At 72.5% G+C, this 15,117-nt stretch carries 11 protein-coding genes; 4 read left to right on the top strand and 7 right to left on the bottom strand.

Translation table 11 applies throughout. The features are described from left to right. Positions 1 to 81: 81 nt before the first annotated feature. Positions 82 to 1,113 (bottom strand): aspartate-semialdehyde dehydrogenase, encoded by a 1,032-nt coding sequence (locus ACF1BH_RS19815; RefSeq protein ID WP_391643795.1) that lies wholly within the window; start codon positions 1,111 to 1,113, stop codon positions 82 to 84. A gap of 312 nt (positions 1,114 to 1,425) precedes the next feature. Between ACF1BH_RS19815 and ACF1BH_RS19810 the strand changes: the two genes are divergently transcribed. Both ACF1BH_RS19810 and ACF1BH_RS19805 read left to right on the top strand, forming a co-directional pair. Further along, positions 1,426 to 3,171 (top strand): TIGR03767 family metallophosphoesterase, encoded by a 1,746-nt coding sequence (locus tag ACF1BH_RS19810; protein ID WP_391643793.1) that lies wholly within the window; start codon positions 1,426 to 1,428, stop codon positions 3,169 to 3,171. A 124-nt stretch (positions 3,172 to 3,295) separates the two neighbouring features. Further along, complete coding sequence (locus ACF1BH_RS19805) at positions 3,296 to 3,844, top strand: GNAT family N-acetyltransferase (protein ID WP_391643791.1); 549 nt, start codon at positions 3,296 to 3,298, stop codon at positions 3,842 to 3,844. Positions 3,845 to 3,890: 46 nt separating this feature from the next. Here the strand turns inward: ACF1BH_RS19805 and ACF1BH_RS19800 are convergent, their stop codons facing one another. Both ACF1BH_RS19800 and pepN read right to left on the bottom strand, forming a co-directional pair. After that, positions 3,891 to 4,901 carry a hypothetical protein gene (locus ACF1BH_RS19800; RefSeq protein ID WP_391643789.1) on the bottom strand — a complete coding sequence of 337 codons (1,011 nt, stop codon included), beginning with the start codon at positions 4,899 to 4,901 and terminating at the stop codon, positions 3,891 to 3,893. Between the two features lie 166 nt (positions 4,902 to 5,067). After that, a complete protein-coding gene (gene pepN, locus ACF1BH_RS19795; protein WP_391643787.1) occupies positions 5,068 to 7,647 on the bottom strand; it encodes an aminopeptidase N in 2,580 nt (859 codons plus the stop codon). A 145-nt stretch (positions 7,648 to 7,792) separates the two neighbouring features. Between pepN and ACF1BH_RS19790 the strand changes: the two genes are divergently transcribed. Further along, positions 7,793 to 8,437 carry a DsbA family protein gene (locus ACF1BH_RS19790; RefSeq protein WP_391643785.1) on the top strand — a complete coding sequence of 215 codons (645 nt, stop codon included), beginning with the start codon at positions 7,793 to 7,795 and terminating at the stop codon, positions 8,435 to 8,437. Between the two features lie 117 nt (positions 8,438 to 8,554). On the opposite strand, the gene ACF1BH_RS19785 is transcribed toward ACF1BH_RS19790, so the two are convergent. The 3 genes from ACF1BH_RS19785 to ACF1BH_RS19775 form a co-directional block, all read right to left on the bottom strand. After that, a complete protein-coding gene (locus tag ACF1BH_RS19785; protein ID WP_391643783.1) occupies positions 8,555 to 9,196 on the bottom strand; it encodes a superoxide dismutase in 642 nt (213 codons plus the stop codon). A 199-nt stretch (positions 9,197 to 9,395) separates the two neighbouring features. Beyond that, the gene (locus ACF1BH_RS19780; RefSeq protein ID WP_391643781.1) at positions 9,396 to 10,844 is read right to left on the bottom strand and encodes an amino acid permease; all 1,449 of its coding nucleotides are present in this window, start codon (positions 10,842 to 10,844) and stop codon (positions 9,396 to 9,398) included. Between the two features lie 294 nt (positions 10,845 to 11,138). Then, a complete protein-coding gene (locus ACF1BH_RS19775; RefSeq protein ID WP_391643779.1) occupies positions 11,139 to 12,551 on the bottom strand; it encodes an amino acid permease in 1,413 nt (470 codons plus the stop codon). 294 nt (positions 12,552 to 12,845) lie between these two features. Here ACF1BH_RS19775 and ACF1BH_RS19770 point away from each other — a divergent pair, with 294 nt between their 5' ends. Then, positions 12,846 to 13,442, top strand: a complete 597-nt coding sequence (locus tag ACF1BH_RS19770) for a biotin transporter BioY (RefSeq protein WP_391643777.1) — start codon at positions 12,846 to 12,848, stop codon at positions 13,440 to 13,442. A gap of 102 nt (positions 13,443 to 13,544) precedes the next feature. On the opposite strand, the gene ACF1BH_RS19765 is transcribed toward ACF1BH_RS19770, so the two are convergent. Next, positions 13,545 to 14,990 (bottom strand): amino acid permease, encoded by a 1,446-nt coding sequence (locus tag ACF1BH_RS19765; protein WP_391643775.1) that lies wholly within the window; start codon positions 14,988 to 14,990, stop codon positions 13,545 to 13,547. Positions 14,991 to 15,117 lie beyond the last annotated feature (127 nt).

Raw genomic sequence — 15,117 nt, 5'->3', positions numbered from 1 at the left:
GGCTCCGGCGGACCGTACCGGAGACGCACCGAGGCGCCCGCCGGAGACCCGGCAGGCGCCTCGTGACGCGAAGGGGACCGCTCAGCCCCGCAGCTCCGCCGCGACCAGTTCGGCGATCTGGACGGCGTTGAGGGCGGCGCCCTTGCGGAGGTTGTCGCCGGAGACGAACAGCGCCAGGCCGTTCTCCGCGGTCTCGTCCTCGCGGATGCGGCCCACGAAGGAGACGTCCTGACCGGCCGCCTGGAGCGGGGTCGGCACGTCGGAGAGGGCGACGCCGGGGGCGGCGGCCAGCAGCTCCTGGGCGCGGGCCACGCTCAGCGGGCGGGCGAAGCGGGCGTTGAGCTGGAGGGAGTGGCCGGTGAAGACCGGGACCCGCACGCAGGTGCCGGAGACCTTCAGCTCCGGGATGCCGAGGATCTTGCGGCTCTCGTGGCGGAGCTTCTGCTCCTCGTCGGTCTCGTGCAGCCCGTCGTCGACGATCGCACCGGCCATCGGCAGCACGTTGAACGCGATCGGGGCGACGTACTTCTCCGGCTCGGGGAACTCCACGGCCGCGCCGTCGTGCGTCAGGCGGGTGGCGTCCTGCTCGACGGCCTTGCGGACCTGCCCGTTCAGCTCCTCGACACCGGCCAGGCCGCTGCCCGAGACCGCCTGGTAGGTGGCGGCCACCAGCGAGACCAGCCCGGCCTCGTCGTGCAGCGGGCGCAGCACCGGCATCGCGGCCATGGTGGTGCAGTTCGGGTTGGCGATGATGCCCTTGGGGCGCTCGGTGACCGCCGACGGGTTGACCTCGGAGACCACCAGCGGGACCTCGGGGTCACGGCGCCAGGCGGAGGAGTTGTCGATCACGACGGGACCGGCGTCCGCGACCTTCGGCGCCAGCGCCTTGGAGGTCGCCCCGCCCGCCGAGAACAGCACGATGTCCAGACCGGAGAAGTCGGCGGTGGCGGCGTCCTCGATCGTGATCTCGGTGTCCTGCCAGGGCAGGGTGCGCCCGGCGGAGCGCGCCGAGGCGAACAGGCGCAGCTGCTCGACCGGGAACTTCCGCTCGGCGAGAATGCCCCGCATCACGCCGCCGACCTGGCCGGTGGCTCCGACGATTCCGATCCTCATGGAACTCCCTCTTTCCTGACCTGGCATCGGTGCTTCTCTGAGGAACACCTGCTCAGAAGTGTCTCCATCATGTGTGTGAACCCCGTCGCCTTGTCCAATCCGTTCCGATACGTGGCCGGTACGTGTCCTGTGTCACCGCGGCCTCCCACGGCACCGGACCGGCCCGCGCGGTGCGGTGATCCCTGTGCGGTGATGGGCCACGGCTGTTGCGGTGGCGTTCACGCCGCCGACACCCCCGCTGCCAAGCATCCCCGGTGAGCGGGCAGTTGAGCTGCCCGGCCGCCCGCGCCCACGCAACCGGGGAGTCCGCGCATGTCCCGCACACGGTCCGCCGCCTCCGCCCTCGACCGCCGCGCCTTCCTCGCCGCCACCGGTGCGGTCGGCGCCGCCGCCGGTCTCGGCCTCGCCTTCGGCGGCGGCGACCGGCCCGCCGCGGCCGCCACGCCCCCGGGCGGCCACGCGCCCGTGGCACCCGTCCCCGTCGACGCCCCGGCCGTGCCCCCCGTCCCGTACACCCGCGGCACCACCCTCGCCTCCGTCGCCACCCCGCACGGCACCGGCGGCTACCGGCAGCTCGGCGACGGCCCCGGCTGGCGGCGGCTGGTCCGCACCGAGCTGGCCGCCGCGCACCCCGGGCGCGCCGGGCGGCGCACCGCGCTCGCCTCGTTCGTGCAGGTCACCGATCTGCACCTGGTCGATGTGCAGAGCCCGCTGCGGTACGAGTACCTGCGCGCCGAGACGGCCAGCGCCTGGCGCCCGCAGGAGGCGCTCTCCGTCGCCGGGGTCGTCTCACTGATCGAGCGGATCAACGCGCTGCCCGGCGGGCCCGCGACCGGTGCGCCCCTCGCCTTCGTGATGACCACCGGCGACAACACCGACAACAACTCGCGTCTGGAGCTGGACTGGTTCCTCACCGCCATGAGCGGCGGCGCGATCACCCCGAACTCCGGCGACCCGCGCCGCTACGAAGGCGTCCAGGACAGCGGACTCGCCCTCTACTGGCAGCCCGGCAGCGCCCTGCGCGACGCCGACAAGCGCCTCGGCTTCCCGCGGATCGACGGTTTCCTCGACGCGGCGATCCGTCCCGTCCACAGCCCCGGCCTGCGGATGCCGTGGTACTCCACCGCCGGCAACCACGACTCCCTGCCCGGCGGCTGCTACGCGCCCGGCGACCCGTTCCTCACCGCCGTCGCCACCGGCGACCGCAAGCTGGAGACGCTCCCCGCCGACCGCGCCGCCCAGGTCTGGAAGGCCGTCCGCAAGGGCCTCGACCCGCGCGGCGAGGACTTCAAGGAGCTGCTGCGCGCCCAGGCGAAGAAGGCCCGGCACGTCACCCCGGACCCGCGGCGGGCACCGTTCACCCGCACCGACTACCTCCGCGCCCACCTCGACCCGGCCCGCACCGGCCCCGGCCCGCACGGCCACGGCTACACCGCCGACCACCTCGGCGACGGGCGCCTCCACTACACCTTCCCGGTCGCCGACGACGTCCTCGGCATCAGCCTCGACACCACCGACCCGGCCGGCCACTACACCGGCTCGGTCGGCGCGGAGCAGTTCGCCTGGCTGCGCCGGACGCTGGCGGCGAACGAGCGCGACGGCGCCCGGCACGTGCTGATCTTCAGCCACCACACCTCCGCGACGATGGACAACACCCGCCCCGACCCGGCCCGCCCCCACGAGAAGCGGCACACCGGGGCCGAGCTGGCCGCGCTGTTCTCCGCGCACCCGTCCGTCGTCGCCTGGATCAACGGCCACAGTCACAAGAACGAGGTCACCGCCCACCCGGGCTTCTGGGAGGTCTCCACCGCCTCCCACATCGACTTTCCGCAGCTCGCCCGGGTCATCGAGCTGACCGACAACCACGACGGCACGCTGTCGCTCTTCACCACCCTCGTCGAATCCGCGGCCCCGCACCGCGCCGACCCCGCTGACCTCTCGGGGCCCGGCCTCGCCGCCCTCTACCGCGAACTGGCCGCCAACGCCCCCAAGGCCCGTAAGGACCTGGCGGGCGAGGCCACCGACCGGAACCTGGAGCTGGTGCTGCGGCGGCGGTGAGGCGGCGGGGCCGGAGCCGGGGCCGGAGCCGGGCGGGCCCCGGGCCGGGGCGCCTCCGCCGGGGCCCGCCCGCCGCCCCGGAATTCGGTGGACACCCGGCCCGCGCACCCCTTTGGCTGGCCGGATGGCTGCCACCGGATCCGTACCCCGTCTGCACACCGCCCGTCTGCTGCTCCGCGCCTGGCAGGAGGCCGATCTCGCGCCCTGGGCGGCGATCAACGCCGACCCGGAGGTCCGCCGCCATCTGGGCGGACCGCTCACCCGCGAGCAGAGCGACGCCTCCGTCGCCCGCTTCCGCGCCGAGTTCGCCGCCCGCGGCTACGGCTGGTGGGCGGTGGAGGAGCGGGCGAGCGGCGCGCTCCTCGGCTTCGCCGGGTTCGACCGCGTCGAGGAGGAGAGCCTGCCGTTCCACGGTGTGGAGGTCGGCTGGCGGCTGGCCCGCCACGCCTGGGGCCACGGCTACGCCACCGAGGCCGGCCGCGCCTGCCTCGACTTCGGGTTCGGCACCCTCGGCCTCACCGAGATCCTGGCGCTCACCACCGCCGCCAACACCCGCTCCCGCGCCGTCATGGAACGCCTCGGCATGGTCCGCGACCCGGCCGACGACTACCTGGACCCCACCCTCCCCGAGGGCCCGCTGCGCGCCGGGGTCTGCTACCGGATCCGCGCCTGAGCGGGGCGGCGCCCCGGGCCCGTACGGACCCGCGGCGCTCCGGGCGCTACCGCGGCGCGATCACCACCGCCGCCGGGTCCCGGTCCACCGCCGCCATCAGGGCCGTCCGCACCACCACCGCCTGCTCGGCGGGGGCCCGGCGCAGGCCGTCCGGGGTGCAGCGGACCACCGTGACACCCAGCCGCTCCAGCTGTTCGCGCTTACGGTTCCAGGCCGCGCCGGGCAGGGCGCCGTCACCGTCCGGCGCCGCGGTGTCGATCTCCACCGCCACCGCCTCGGCGGGCCAGTACGCGTCCACCCCGCCCAGATGCGGGCCGTCCGGCAGCCGCAGGCCGACGTTCCACAGCGGGTCCGGCAGCCCGTGGTGGCGGACCAGCGCGTAGAGCCGGTCCTCGGCGCGGGCGCGGTCCCCGGCCAGCAGCAGCGTCACCGTGTCCACCACGTGCGGGCGCTCCGCCAGCCGCGCCCGGCGCAGCTCGCCGACGACCGCGGCCGCCTCGGCGTGCCCGTCGCGGACCGCCTCCGTGACCAGGTGCCGCACCGCCGCCGCGTCCGTCAGCGTCGCCACCGTGTCGGCGAGCGCCCGCGCCACCGGGGCGACCGGCAGCCCGTCGACCTCCTCGGCCCCGGGCAGCTCCGCGGCGCGCACGACCCGGGCGAACCCCGCCGAGCGCAGCCGCCGGCCGTGGCCCACCAGGACGTGCAGCCGGTTGAGGGAGGGCAGCGGGGGAGCGGCGGCGACGCCGTGCAGCGCCAACGCCGCCGGACCGGTCAGCATCGCCCGCGCGCCCGGCCGCACCCCACCGCCCTGGTGCGGGACCGACGGGCCGCGCTCGGCCGCGTACAGCACGGCGGCGCGCAGCCGCTCCTCGGTGGACGGCGGACCCGGATGCAGCAGGTACACGCCGGGCAGCACCTCGCGCCAGGGGCCGCCGGGGCGGCAGCGCCCGGCGGTCTCGGCGGCCGTGACGCCCCGCTCGCGCAACCGGTGCGCGGTGACCAGCGAGCGGCCGGCGTCGGTGCGGGGGAGCGGGGAGAGCGGGGTGTCCTGGGTCATGCCCGGCACTTTTCCCGCGCGCGGGGCGCCCGCTCACGGTTGTTACACACCTGTGGCAGGAAGCGGACAACTCCGTTCAGATGGACGGGTGTTCGGGGCGGGGCCGACCGGTCCGGGCCGCACGGGCCGCACGCCCACCGCCCAGGACCGGCCGGCCCCGCGTCCGTCAGTCCCGCGGGCCCGCCGCCGCGTCGCAGGCCCGGGCCCGCAGCGCCCGGGCCAGGTCGTCACGCTGCTCCGACACCAGGCGGCGCAGCGCCGGCGCGGCCTGTGCGTGCTCCGTCAGCCAGGCGTCGGTGGCGTCCAGCGTGGCCTGCTCGATCTGCCAGAACGGGAAGAGGCCGCGGACCACGGCCATGCCGATCTCGATCGACCGCTCCTGCCAGATCCGCTCCAGCGCCGCGAAGTACCGCTCGCCGTACGGCGCCAGCAGCTCGCCCTGGCCGGGCCGGGCGAAGCCGCTGATGGTGGCCTCCACCAGCGCGTTGGACAGCGCGTCGGACTCCACCACGTCGGCCCACGCCCGCGCCTTGACGCCGGCGTCCGGCCGGGCGGCCAGGCAGCGGACCTGGTGCCGCTTGCCGGACGCGGTGTCGTCGCGGGACAGCTCGGCGTCCACGGCGGCGGCGTCGGCCGCGTCCTGCGACGCCAGCGACGCCAGGAACGCCCAGCGCAGCTCCTGGTCCACGTCGAGACCGTCGATCCGCGCGGTGCCGTCCAGCAGACCGCGCAGCAGCTGGAGGTCGGACGGCTGGGTGGCGACCGCGGCGAAGTGCCGGGCCCAGGCCAGCTGGTGGTCGCTGCCCGGCGCCGCGAGCCGCAGCTCGCGCAGGGCGCCCTCGGCCAGCGCGAGGGCCGCCGCGTCCCGGTGCTCCGGCGCGGTGTACGACCGCAGCGCCGTCTGCGCCTGCCCGTGCAGCGTCTGGAGCACGCCGATGTCGCTCTCCCGCCCGGCGAACCGCAGCACCAGGTCGAGGTGGTCGCGGGCCGGCATCAGCCCGTCGCGGGTCAGCCCCCACACCGCCGCCCAGCACTGGGCGCGGGCCAGCGGGTCGGTGAGGTCGCCGAGGTGGGCGCGGAGGGTGGCGAGCGAGCCCTCGTCGAAGCGGGTCTTGCAGTACGTCAGGTCGTCGTCGTTGACGAGGATCAGCTCGGGCCGCTCGGCGCCGGTCAGCTCCGTGACGACGGTGTGCGGCCCCGCGACGTCGACCTCGGCGCGGGCGTAGCGCACCAGCGCGCCGTCCGCGTCCGCCCGCCGGTAGAGGCCGACCGCCACCCGGTGCGGCCGCAGCTCCGGGTGGGAGGCGGCGGCCTCCTGGAGGACGGCCAGCTCGGTGATGCGGTCCTGGGCGTCGTAGGTGACCTGCGGGGTCAGCGCGTTGACCCCGGCGGTTTCGAGCCAGGCGTGCGACCAGGCGGCCATGTCGCGGCCGGAGGTCTCCTCCAGCACCGACAGCAGATCGCCCAGCCGGGTGTTGCCGTAGGCGTGGCGCTTGAAGTAGCGGCGGGCGCCCTCCAGGAACGCGTCCCGTCCCGCGTACGCCACCAGCTGCTTGAGGACGGATGCGCCCTTGGCGTACGTGATGCCGTCGAAGTTGAGCTTGGCGTCCTCCAGGTCACGGATGTCGGCGGTGACCGGGTGGGTGGAGGGCAGCTGGTCGGCGCGGTAGGCCCAGGCCTTGCGGTTGTTGGCGAAGGTGATCCAGCCGTTGGTGAAGCGCGTCGCCTCCACCAGCGACAGGGCGCCCATGTAGTCCGCGAACGACTCCTTGAGCCACAGATCGTCCCACCACTCCATGGTGACGAGGTCGCCGAACCACATGTGCGCCATCTCGTGCAGGATGACGTTGGCCCGGCGCTCGTACGCCGCCTCGGTGACCTTGCCGCGGAAGACGAACTCCTCGCGGAAGGTCACACAGCCCGGGTTCTCCATCGCCCCGATGTTGTACTCCGGGACGAACGCCTGGTCGTACTTGCCGAACGGGTACGGGTAGTCGAAGTGGTCGTGGAAGAAGTCCAGGCCCTGCTTGGTGACGGTGAAGATGTCGTCCGCGTCGAAGTGCTTGGCCAGCCCCTTGCGGCAGAGCGCGCCCAGCGGGATGTCCAGCTCCGTGCCGTCCTCGAACGTCCGCCGGTAGCTGTCGCGTGCGTAGTGGTAGGGACCGGCGACCACCGCGGTGATGTACGTGGAGATCGGCTGCGTCGTCGCGAAGCGGTGGTGGCCGCCGGCCGGCTCGCCCTCCTCCGCGCCGTTGCTCAGCACCAGCCACTCCTCGGGCGCGGTCACCTCGAAGGTGAACGGCGCCTTGAGATCGGGCTGTTCGAAATTGGCGAAGACCCGGCGGGCGTCGGCGGGTTCGTACTGCGTGTAGAGGTAGACCTCGCCGTCCTCGGGGTCCACGAAGCGGTGCAGGCCCTCGCCGGTGCGGCTGTAGGCGCACTGCGCGTCGACGGTCAGGGTGTTCTCCGCCGCGAGTCCGGCGAGCGTGATGCGGGTGCCGTCGAAGACCGCCGACGGGTCCAGGACCGTGCCGTTGAGCGTCACCGACGTCACCGACGGCGCCAGCAGATCCGCGAAGGTGGTGGCGCCCGGCTCGGCGCAGCGGAAGCGGATCGTGGTCAGCGAGCGGAAGGTGTCCTCGCCCTTCACCGCCGACCGCACGTCCAGCGCCACGTCGTACCCGTCGACGCTCAGCAGCCGTCCGCGCTCGTGGGCCTCGTCCCGGGACAGATTCTCACCTGGCACGCTCTGACTCCTTCGTCCTTTTCGTGGTCTTCTTCCGGTTCCGTGGTCCACCGGTCGAACACGGGAATCATGGCACGGCCGCACTCTGTTGAAGCGGGCGCCGACCGGCGTACGCCCCGGCACCCACCGCACCCGAGGAGAGCCCGTGTCCGACTCCGCGAAGACCCCCGCCGACTTCTGGTTCGATCCGCTGTGCCCCTGGGCGTGGATGACGTCCCGTTGGATGCTGGAGGTGGAGAAGGTCCGCCCGGTCGAGGTCCGCTGGCACGTCATGAGCCTCGCGGTGCTCAACGAGAACCGCCTCGACGACCTCCCGCCGGAGTACGCCGAGCCGATGCGGCCCGGCGGCAGCTCCTGGGGCCCGGTGCGGGTCTGCATCGCCGCCGAGCAGCGCTTCGGCAGCGACGTCCTCGGCCCGCTCTACACCGCGCTCGGCACCCGGATGCACCACGAGGGCCTGGGCCGCGACCGCGCCGCGATCGTGGCGGCCCTCGCCGACGCCGGGCTGCCCGCCGAGCTGATCGGGGCCGCGGACTCCGACGCGTACGACACCGCGCTGCGCGCCTCCCACAAGGAGGGTATCGACCTGGTCGGGCAGGACGTCGGCACGCCGGTCATCGCGGTGCCCGGCGCGGACGGCGGGCGGATCGCCTTCTTCGGCCCGGTCGTCACGCCCGCCCCCAAGGGCGAGGAGGCCGCCAGGCTGTGGGACGGCACCCTGATGGTCGCCTCCGTCCCCGGCTTCTACGAGATCAAGCGGACCCGTACGGCCGGTCCGGTCTTCGACTGAGCTCTCTCCGGTCATGGGCAGGGCCCCGCGAGTCACGTCCTCGCGGGGCCCTGCCGTTCTTCCGCCTGCCGGGTGAAGGTTGAGAAGACGATCACGAGGCAGGACGCGCGGGGTGCCTTACGGCGCCAGCAGCAGCGTGTTGGCGCGCTCCTTGGCGGCGGCGTAGCGCTTGGCCACGTCCTGCCAGTTGACGACCTGCCACATCGCCTCGATGAAGTCGACCTTCTGGTTCTTGTACTGGAGGTAGAAGGCGTGCTCCCAGGCGTCGAAGACCAGGATCGGCACCGAGCCCTGGCCGACGTTGCCCTGGTGGTCGTAGATCTGCTCGACGATCAGACGGCCGCTGACCGGCTCGTAGGCGAGCACGCCCCAGCCGGAGCCCTGCGTGGTGGCGGCGGCCTTCGTCAGCTGGGCCTTGAAGCCGGCGTACGAGCCGAAGCTCTCGGTGAGGGCGTCGGCCAGCTCGCCCACCCCGTCCTTGGCGTCGGGCTCGCCGCCGCCTTCACCGCTCATGTTGTGCCAGTAGATGCTGTGCAGGATGTGCCCGGAGAGGTGGAACGCGAGGTTCTTCTCCAGCCCGTTGATGCCGCCCCACTGCTCCTTGTCGCGGGCCTCGGCGAGCTGCTCCAGGGTGTCGTTCGCGCCCTTCACATAGGCCGCGTGGTGCTTGTCGTGGTGCAGCTCGATGATCTCGGGGCTGATGACCGGGGCCAGCGCCGAGTAGTCGTAGGGGAGCTCCGGAAGGGTGTAGGTCGCCATGTGCCCAGCCTCTCCAACTGCTTACGCCTTCTTATTGCAACAGGGAGCTATTGCAACTGATGTGCAAGAACGCTCGCTACGCTACCAGCCGGCGTGATCACCGGCCCGGTAAGGGCGGGCTGCCCGGTACCAAAGACGGAGGCGGGGCGGGACCCCCGGAGGAGTCCCGCCCCGCCTCGTACGCGGGAATGCGGTCCGGTCAGCCGGCCGCGGGCCGCTCGCCCTCCGCGGGGGCGCGGCCCAGCTTCGCGCGCAGCAGCCCGATCACGGCCAGCACCAGCGTGAACCCGCCGGTGAACAGCAGCTGGACCCGCTGGTCGCCGTCGCGCAGCATCATCAGCAGCACCGCCGCGATACCGGCCAGCGACACCCACGTCAGGACCGGGAACGCCCACATCTTCACGACCAGCTTCTCCGGCGCCTCCCGCTCCAGCTGACGGCGCAGCCGCAGCTGGGCGACGGCGATGAAGCCCCACACCACCAGCACCGCGGCGCCGACCATGTTGAGCAGCCACTGGAAGACCGTCGTCGGCCACCAGAAGCTGAAGAGCACCGCGAGGAACCCGAAGCCCGAACACAGCACCACCGCGCGGCGCGGCACCCCGCCGCCGCTGACCTTGCGGAGGAACGCCGGGCCCTGCCCGCGCGAGGTCAGCGAGAACGCCATCCGGGACGAGCCGTAGATATGGGCGTTCATCGCGGACAGCAGCGCCACCAGGATCACCACGTTCATGATCTGGCCGGCCGCCGGGATGCCCAGATGGTCGAGGACCGCGATGTACGGGCCGTTCTTGGTGATGGCGGGGTCGTTCCACGGGAGAAGGGTGACGATGACCGCCATCGAGCCGACGTAGAAGAGGCCGATCCGCCACATCGCGGTCCGCACCGCCCGCGCCACGCCGCGCACCGGGTCCTCCGACTCGGCGGCGGCGATCGTGACCGTCTCCATACCGCCGTACGCGAAGACCGACGCCAGCAGGCCGACCATCAGCCCGTCGACGCCCTTGGGCAGGAAGCCGCCGTCACCGGTGAGGTGGGTGGCGCCCGGCGCGGTGGTGCCCGGCAGCACGCCGAAGATCGCCAGCAGGCCCAGGACCAGGAAGACGGTGATCGCGAGGACCTTCAGCGCGGCGAACCAGAACTCGAACTCACCGAAGTTGCTGACCGCCGCGAGGTTGCTCCCGCACAGCAGCGCCATGAAGAGCAGCACCCACATCCAGGGCTCGGTCCCCGGGAACCACTGCGTCATGATGCCCGCCGCGCCGACCGCCTCGGCGGACACCGCCACACACAGCAGCGCGGTGAACAGCCAGCCCGCGGTGAACCCGGCCCACGGCCCGATCGACCGGCCGGCGTGCACCGAGAACGACCCGGACGCCGGGCTGGCCGCGGCCATCTCGCCCAGCATCCGCATGACCAGCATGACCAGCACGCCGGAGACCGCGTAGGCGAGGACGATCGAGGGTCCGGCGGCGGCGATGCCCGCACCGGACCCGACGAACAGCCCGGCGCCGATCACCCCGCCCAGGGCGATCATCGACAGATGGCGCTGCTTGAGGCCGTTGGACAGCGGGGTGCCGCCGTCGCCTCCCTGTTCCGCACCGGACCGCTCGCGCGCGGTCGTGGCGGACGGGGGTATCCCATTCATGTCGTACCTGTCCCAGTGGTGAGAGCGGAGCGGAACCTGCGTTCTCCCGGGGCTGCGACCTGTACGCCTCCGCCGCCGACCCCCGGCCCCCCGCCCGCGACGGCAAGGCACAGCCCTGCGCATGGCGCGTAATCGAGGGGTCCTCGGTGAAGCGCGCTCAGTTTGGGCGGCGGTGTCCGCTCAGGGCAACAGGCATGCAGCGAATGTTCGGTATTCAGACGCGATCGTGACCGTACGTGTCCAGGTCGTCGTCGTATGCCACCACAAGCCCGCCCAAGAGGGTACAAGTCCGCCTCAGCGCCGGTACGACCGCCCGCGCACTTCCCGGACCCCGGCGATCAACAGGACCAGCGCGGTCGCCCCCGCCGACCACAGCAGCTGCGGCCGGGCGGTGGCGTCGGCGAGCATCAGCACCAGCACCGCGGCCATACCCGCCAGCGCGGCCCAGGTCAGATAGGGGAACGCCCACATCCGCAGGGCCAGCTTCTCCGGCGCCTCCTGCTCGATGCGCCGCCGCAGCCGCAGTTGCGAGACGGCGATCAGCGCCCAGACGAAGAGCAGCACCGCGCCGACCGCGTTCAGCAGATAGAGGAAAACCGAATCCGGCCACTTGAGGTTCAGCAGCACCGAGACGAAGCCGAACGCCACCGAGGCCAGCACCGCCCGCCGCGGCACGCCCCGGCCCGCCACCTTCAGCAGCCCGCGCGGCGCCTCGCCCCGCTCCGCCAGTGAGAAGACCATCCGGGAGGCGCCGTAGAGGTTGGCGTTCAGCGCCGACAGCAGCGCAACGAACACCACGATGTTCATGATCAGCGCGGCGCCCGGGATCCCGATGTGGTCGAGCACCGCGACGTACGGGCTCTTCCCCGGCACCAGCTTCGACCACGGCAGCAGCGCGACGATCACCAGCATCGAGCCGACGTAGAAGAAGACGATGCGCCACACCGCGCTGCGCACCGCGCGGCCCACCGCGCGCACCGGGTCGTCCGACTCGGCGGCCGCGATGGTGACGACCTCCAGCCCGCCGAAGGCGAACACCACCGCCAGCACCCCGGAGATCACCCCGGACCAGCCGCGCGGCAGGAAGCCGCCCTGACCGGTCAGATTGGCCAGCCCCACCGGCTCGGTGTCCGGCAGCACCCCGAAGATCGCCAGCAGGCTCAGCACCAGGAAGAGCACGATCGCGGTGACCTTCAGCGTGGCGAACCAGAACTCGAACTCGCCGAAGTTCTTCACCGCGGCGAGGTTGGCGCCGGTGAACACCACCATGAAGAGGAGCACCCAGCCCCACTGCGGCACCGCCGGCACCCAGCCGTGCGCGATCTGCGCCGCCCCCGTCGCCTCCACGGCGAGCACCACGACCAGCATGAACCAGTACAGCCAGCCGACGCTGAACCCGGCCCAGCGGCCCAGCGCCCGCTCCGCGTGCACCGAGAACGCCCCGGACGCCGGCATCGCCGCCGACATCTCGCCCAGCATCCGCATGATCAGCATCGCCAGCGCGCCCGCGATCAGGTACGAGAGCGCGATGCCGGGCCCGGCCACCGAGATCCCCGCACCGGACCCGACGAACAGCCCGGCGCCGATCACCCCGCCCAGCCCCATCATCGTCAGATGACGCTGCTTGAGCCCCCCGGCGAGCGGTTCCCGCTCTCCGGCCGCCTCTCCGAGCGGCGGTATCCCGGAGGGGGCTGATGCGTCAGGCATGACTCGTTCTCTCGCGAGGGGTGCGGCCTCGCGAACGGCGCGGCCTGTGGACCTTCACAAGTTTCCCCGCACCGGCGACCGGAGCAAAGCGCTCCGACGCTTGGTGAGAAGCATCACGTGACCTGCGAAAAGATCAGCCCGGCGGCGATGCCCGGCACGAATGGGGATGTTCGGAACTCTCCAAGCCGCCCGGCGCCGCTTTGTCGCCGCCACACGATGATCGCGGTGGCCCTGCTGGACTAACGTCCATCGGGTCCGACCTGTCCGTATCCCTCTGACCTTCGCGGAGTCCTGATGAGCACTGCCGCTCTCACCCGTCCCGGTGCGGTCCTCGCCGATCTGCTGCCCGCCGCCACCGCCTCCCGCGCCCGCGTCCGTGACGCCGCGCTGGTCGCCGGGGGCGCCGTCCTCACCGGCGTCGCCGCCCAGATCGCCCTGCCCGTCCCGGGCTCCCCGGTGCCGGTGACCGGCCAGACCTTCGCCGCGCTGCTGGTGGGCACCGCGCTCGGCGCCCGCCGCGGCCTCGCCTCCCTCGCGCTGTACGCGGCGGTCGGCATGGCGGGCGTGCCGTGGTTCGCCGAGGGCAAGTCCGGTCCCGGCGGCGCCACCTTCGGCTACGTACTGGGCATGCTGCTGGCCTCCGTCGTCGTCGGCGCGCTGGCCCGCCGCGGCGGCGACCGGGGCGCGCTGCGCACCGCCGGGACGATGGCCGTCGGCCTCGCCGTGATCTACGCCGTCGGCGTCCCCTACCTCGCGCTGTCCACCGGCATCTCCTTCGGCCAGGCGCTCGCCGTCGGGATGGTGCCGTTCCTGATCGGCGACGCCCTCAAGGCGGCCCTGGCGATGGGCGCCCTGCCCACCGCCTGGAAGCTGGCCGGCCGCCGCGGCTGACCGCGCCCGCGCGCACGGAACGGGCCGGGCCCCGCACTCACCCAGGTGGTGACTGCGGGGCCCGGCCCGTTCCCCGTGTCCGGTGCCGTACGTGCCTGCCGGCTACGCGCGGTCCGCGCCCTGCGCGGCAGCGGCCTCCGGCGCCTCGGCGGCCGGAGCCTGCCCCGGGACGGCGGCGGCCTCGCGGGGGCGGCGGCGGTCCAGGATCAGACCGATGGCGAGGACGACCACGGCGGCGACGACGGACAGGACCATCTGCTTACGGCCGTCCGGGTCGTAGAACATGTAGCCCACGACGAAGAGGATCAGCGCGATCGTCGCGTACGTCAGCCACGGGTACAGCCACATCCGGACCGTCAGCCGCTCCGGCATCTCCTTCTCGATGACCTTGCGCATCCGCAGCTGGGAGAAGCAGATGACCAGCCACACGAAGAGCGCGACGGCGCCCGAGGAGTTCAGCAGGAACTGGAAGATGGTGTCCGGCGAGGTGTAGCTGAAGATCGTCGCGATGAAGCCGAAGGCCACCGACGCCCAGATCGCCACGGCCGGCACGCCGCCCTTGTTGACCTTCGCGAACGCCTTCGGCGCGTCCCCGCGCTCACCCAGCGAGAAGGCCATCCGGGACGCGGTGTACAGGCCCGAGTTCAGACAGGACAGCACCGCCGTCAGCACCACGACGTCCATCACGGTGCCCGCGTAGGGGATCTTCAGCGACTCCAGCACGGCCACGTACGGGCTCGCGTCCAGCTTCGGGTCGTTCCACGGCAGCAGCGTCACGATGACCGCGATCGAGCCGAGGTAGAAGAGCGCGATCCGCCAGATGACGCTGTTGACGGCCTGGCGGACGGCCTTCACCGGGTTCGGCGACTCGCTGGCCGCCAGGGTGACGATCTCGCTGCCCATGAAGGAGAAGACCACCAGCAGCATGCCGGAGAGGATCGCCCCGGGGCCGTTCGGCAGGAAGCCGCCCTGGCCGGTGAAGTTGCTCAGCCCGACCGCGTGGTCGCCCGGGGGCAGACCGAAGATGGCCAGCGCGCCGACGATGATGAAGATGACGATGGCGACGACCTTGATCCCGGCGAACCAGAACTCGAACTCACCGAACGAGCTGACGGAGATCAGGTTGGTACCGGTCAGCACGATCATGACCAACAGTGCCCACGCCCACTGCGGGACGGCGGGGACCCAATTGGTGAGGATCGCGGCAGCCGCGGTCGCCTCGACGGCCAGCACGACCGACCAGAAGAACCAGTACAGCCAGCCGATGGTGAACCCGGCCCAGCGGCCGAGCGCACGGTCCGCGTAAGCGGAGAACGAACCGGACGTGGGGGAGGCCGCGGCCATCTCACCCAGCATCCGCATGACGAGCACGACCAGAAGTCCGGTCAGTGCGTAGGAGAGGAGAATGCCCGGTCCGGCGGCCTTGATACCGGCTCCGGACCCGACGAACAATCCGGCTCCGATGACGCCACCGATGGCGATCATCGACAGATGCCGGTTCTTGAGTCCTGCCTGAAGCCCGTCCGTGGTAGGCGGGTGCGTGCCCATGTGCACCGTCCTTCAGTGGTTCTCGGTTTCGAGTCCCCGCATTAGACAGGTGACACCGACCGCTTAGGAAGATCCGACTCCGGATCGTTGCCGTTCCTGTTCAGCTGTATGAAGAGTGGCTGAAACC

The sequence above is a fragment of the Streptomyces sp. NPDC014733 genome, from assembly GCF_043083385.1.
Lineage (GTDB): Bacteria > Actinomycetota > Actinomycetes > Streptomycetales > Streptomycetaceae > Streptomyces.
This window is presented reverse-complemented; position numbering and strand designations above follow the sequence as displayed.

What these genes read in the sequence shown, in the direction of transcription:
- ACF1BH_RS19810 (WP_391643793.1), top strand. Translation starts at nt 1,426, where the DNA reads ATGTCCCGCACACGGTCCGCCGCCTCCGCCCTCGACCGCCGCGCCTTC.
- ACF1BH_RS19800 (WP_391643789.1), bottom strand. Translation starts at nt 4,901, where the DNA reads ATGACCCAGGACACCCCGCTCTCCCCGCTCCCCCGCACCGACGCCGGC.
- ACF1BH_RS19805 (WP_391643791.1), top strand. Translation starts at nt 3,296, where the DNA reads ATGGCTGCCACCGGATCCGTACCCCGTCTGCACACCGCCCGTCTGCTG.
- ACF1BH_RS19815 (WP_391643795.1), bottom strand. Translation starts at nt 1,113, where the DNA reads ATGAGGATCGGAATCGTCGGAGCCACCGGCCAGGTCGGCGGCGTGATG.
- ACF1BH_RS19765 (WP_391643775.1), bottom strand. Translation starts at nt 14,990, where the DNA reads ATGGGCACGCACCCGCCTACCACGGACGGGCTTCAGGCAGGACTCAAG.
- ACF1BH_RS19780 (WP_391643781.1), bottom strand. Translation starts at nt 10,844, where the DNA reads ATGAATGGGATACCCCCGTCCGCCACGACCGCGCGCGAGCGGTCCGGT.
- ACF1BH_RS19785 (WP_391643783.1), bottom strand. Translation starts at nt 9,196, where the DNA reads ATGGCGACCTACACCCTTCCGGAGCTCCCCTACGACTACTCGGCGCTG.
- ACF1BH_RS19770 (WP_391643777.1), top strand. Translation starts at nt 12,846, where the DNA reads ATGAGCACTGCCGCTCTCACCCGTCCCGGTGCGGTCCTCGCCGATCTG.
- ACF1BH_RS19775 (WP_391643779.1), bottom strand. Translation starts at nt 12,551, where the DNA reads ATGCCTGACGCATCAGCCCCCTCCGGGATACCGCCGCTCGGAGAGGCG.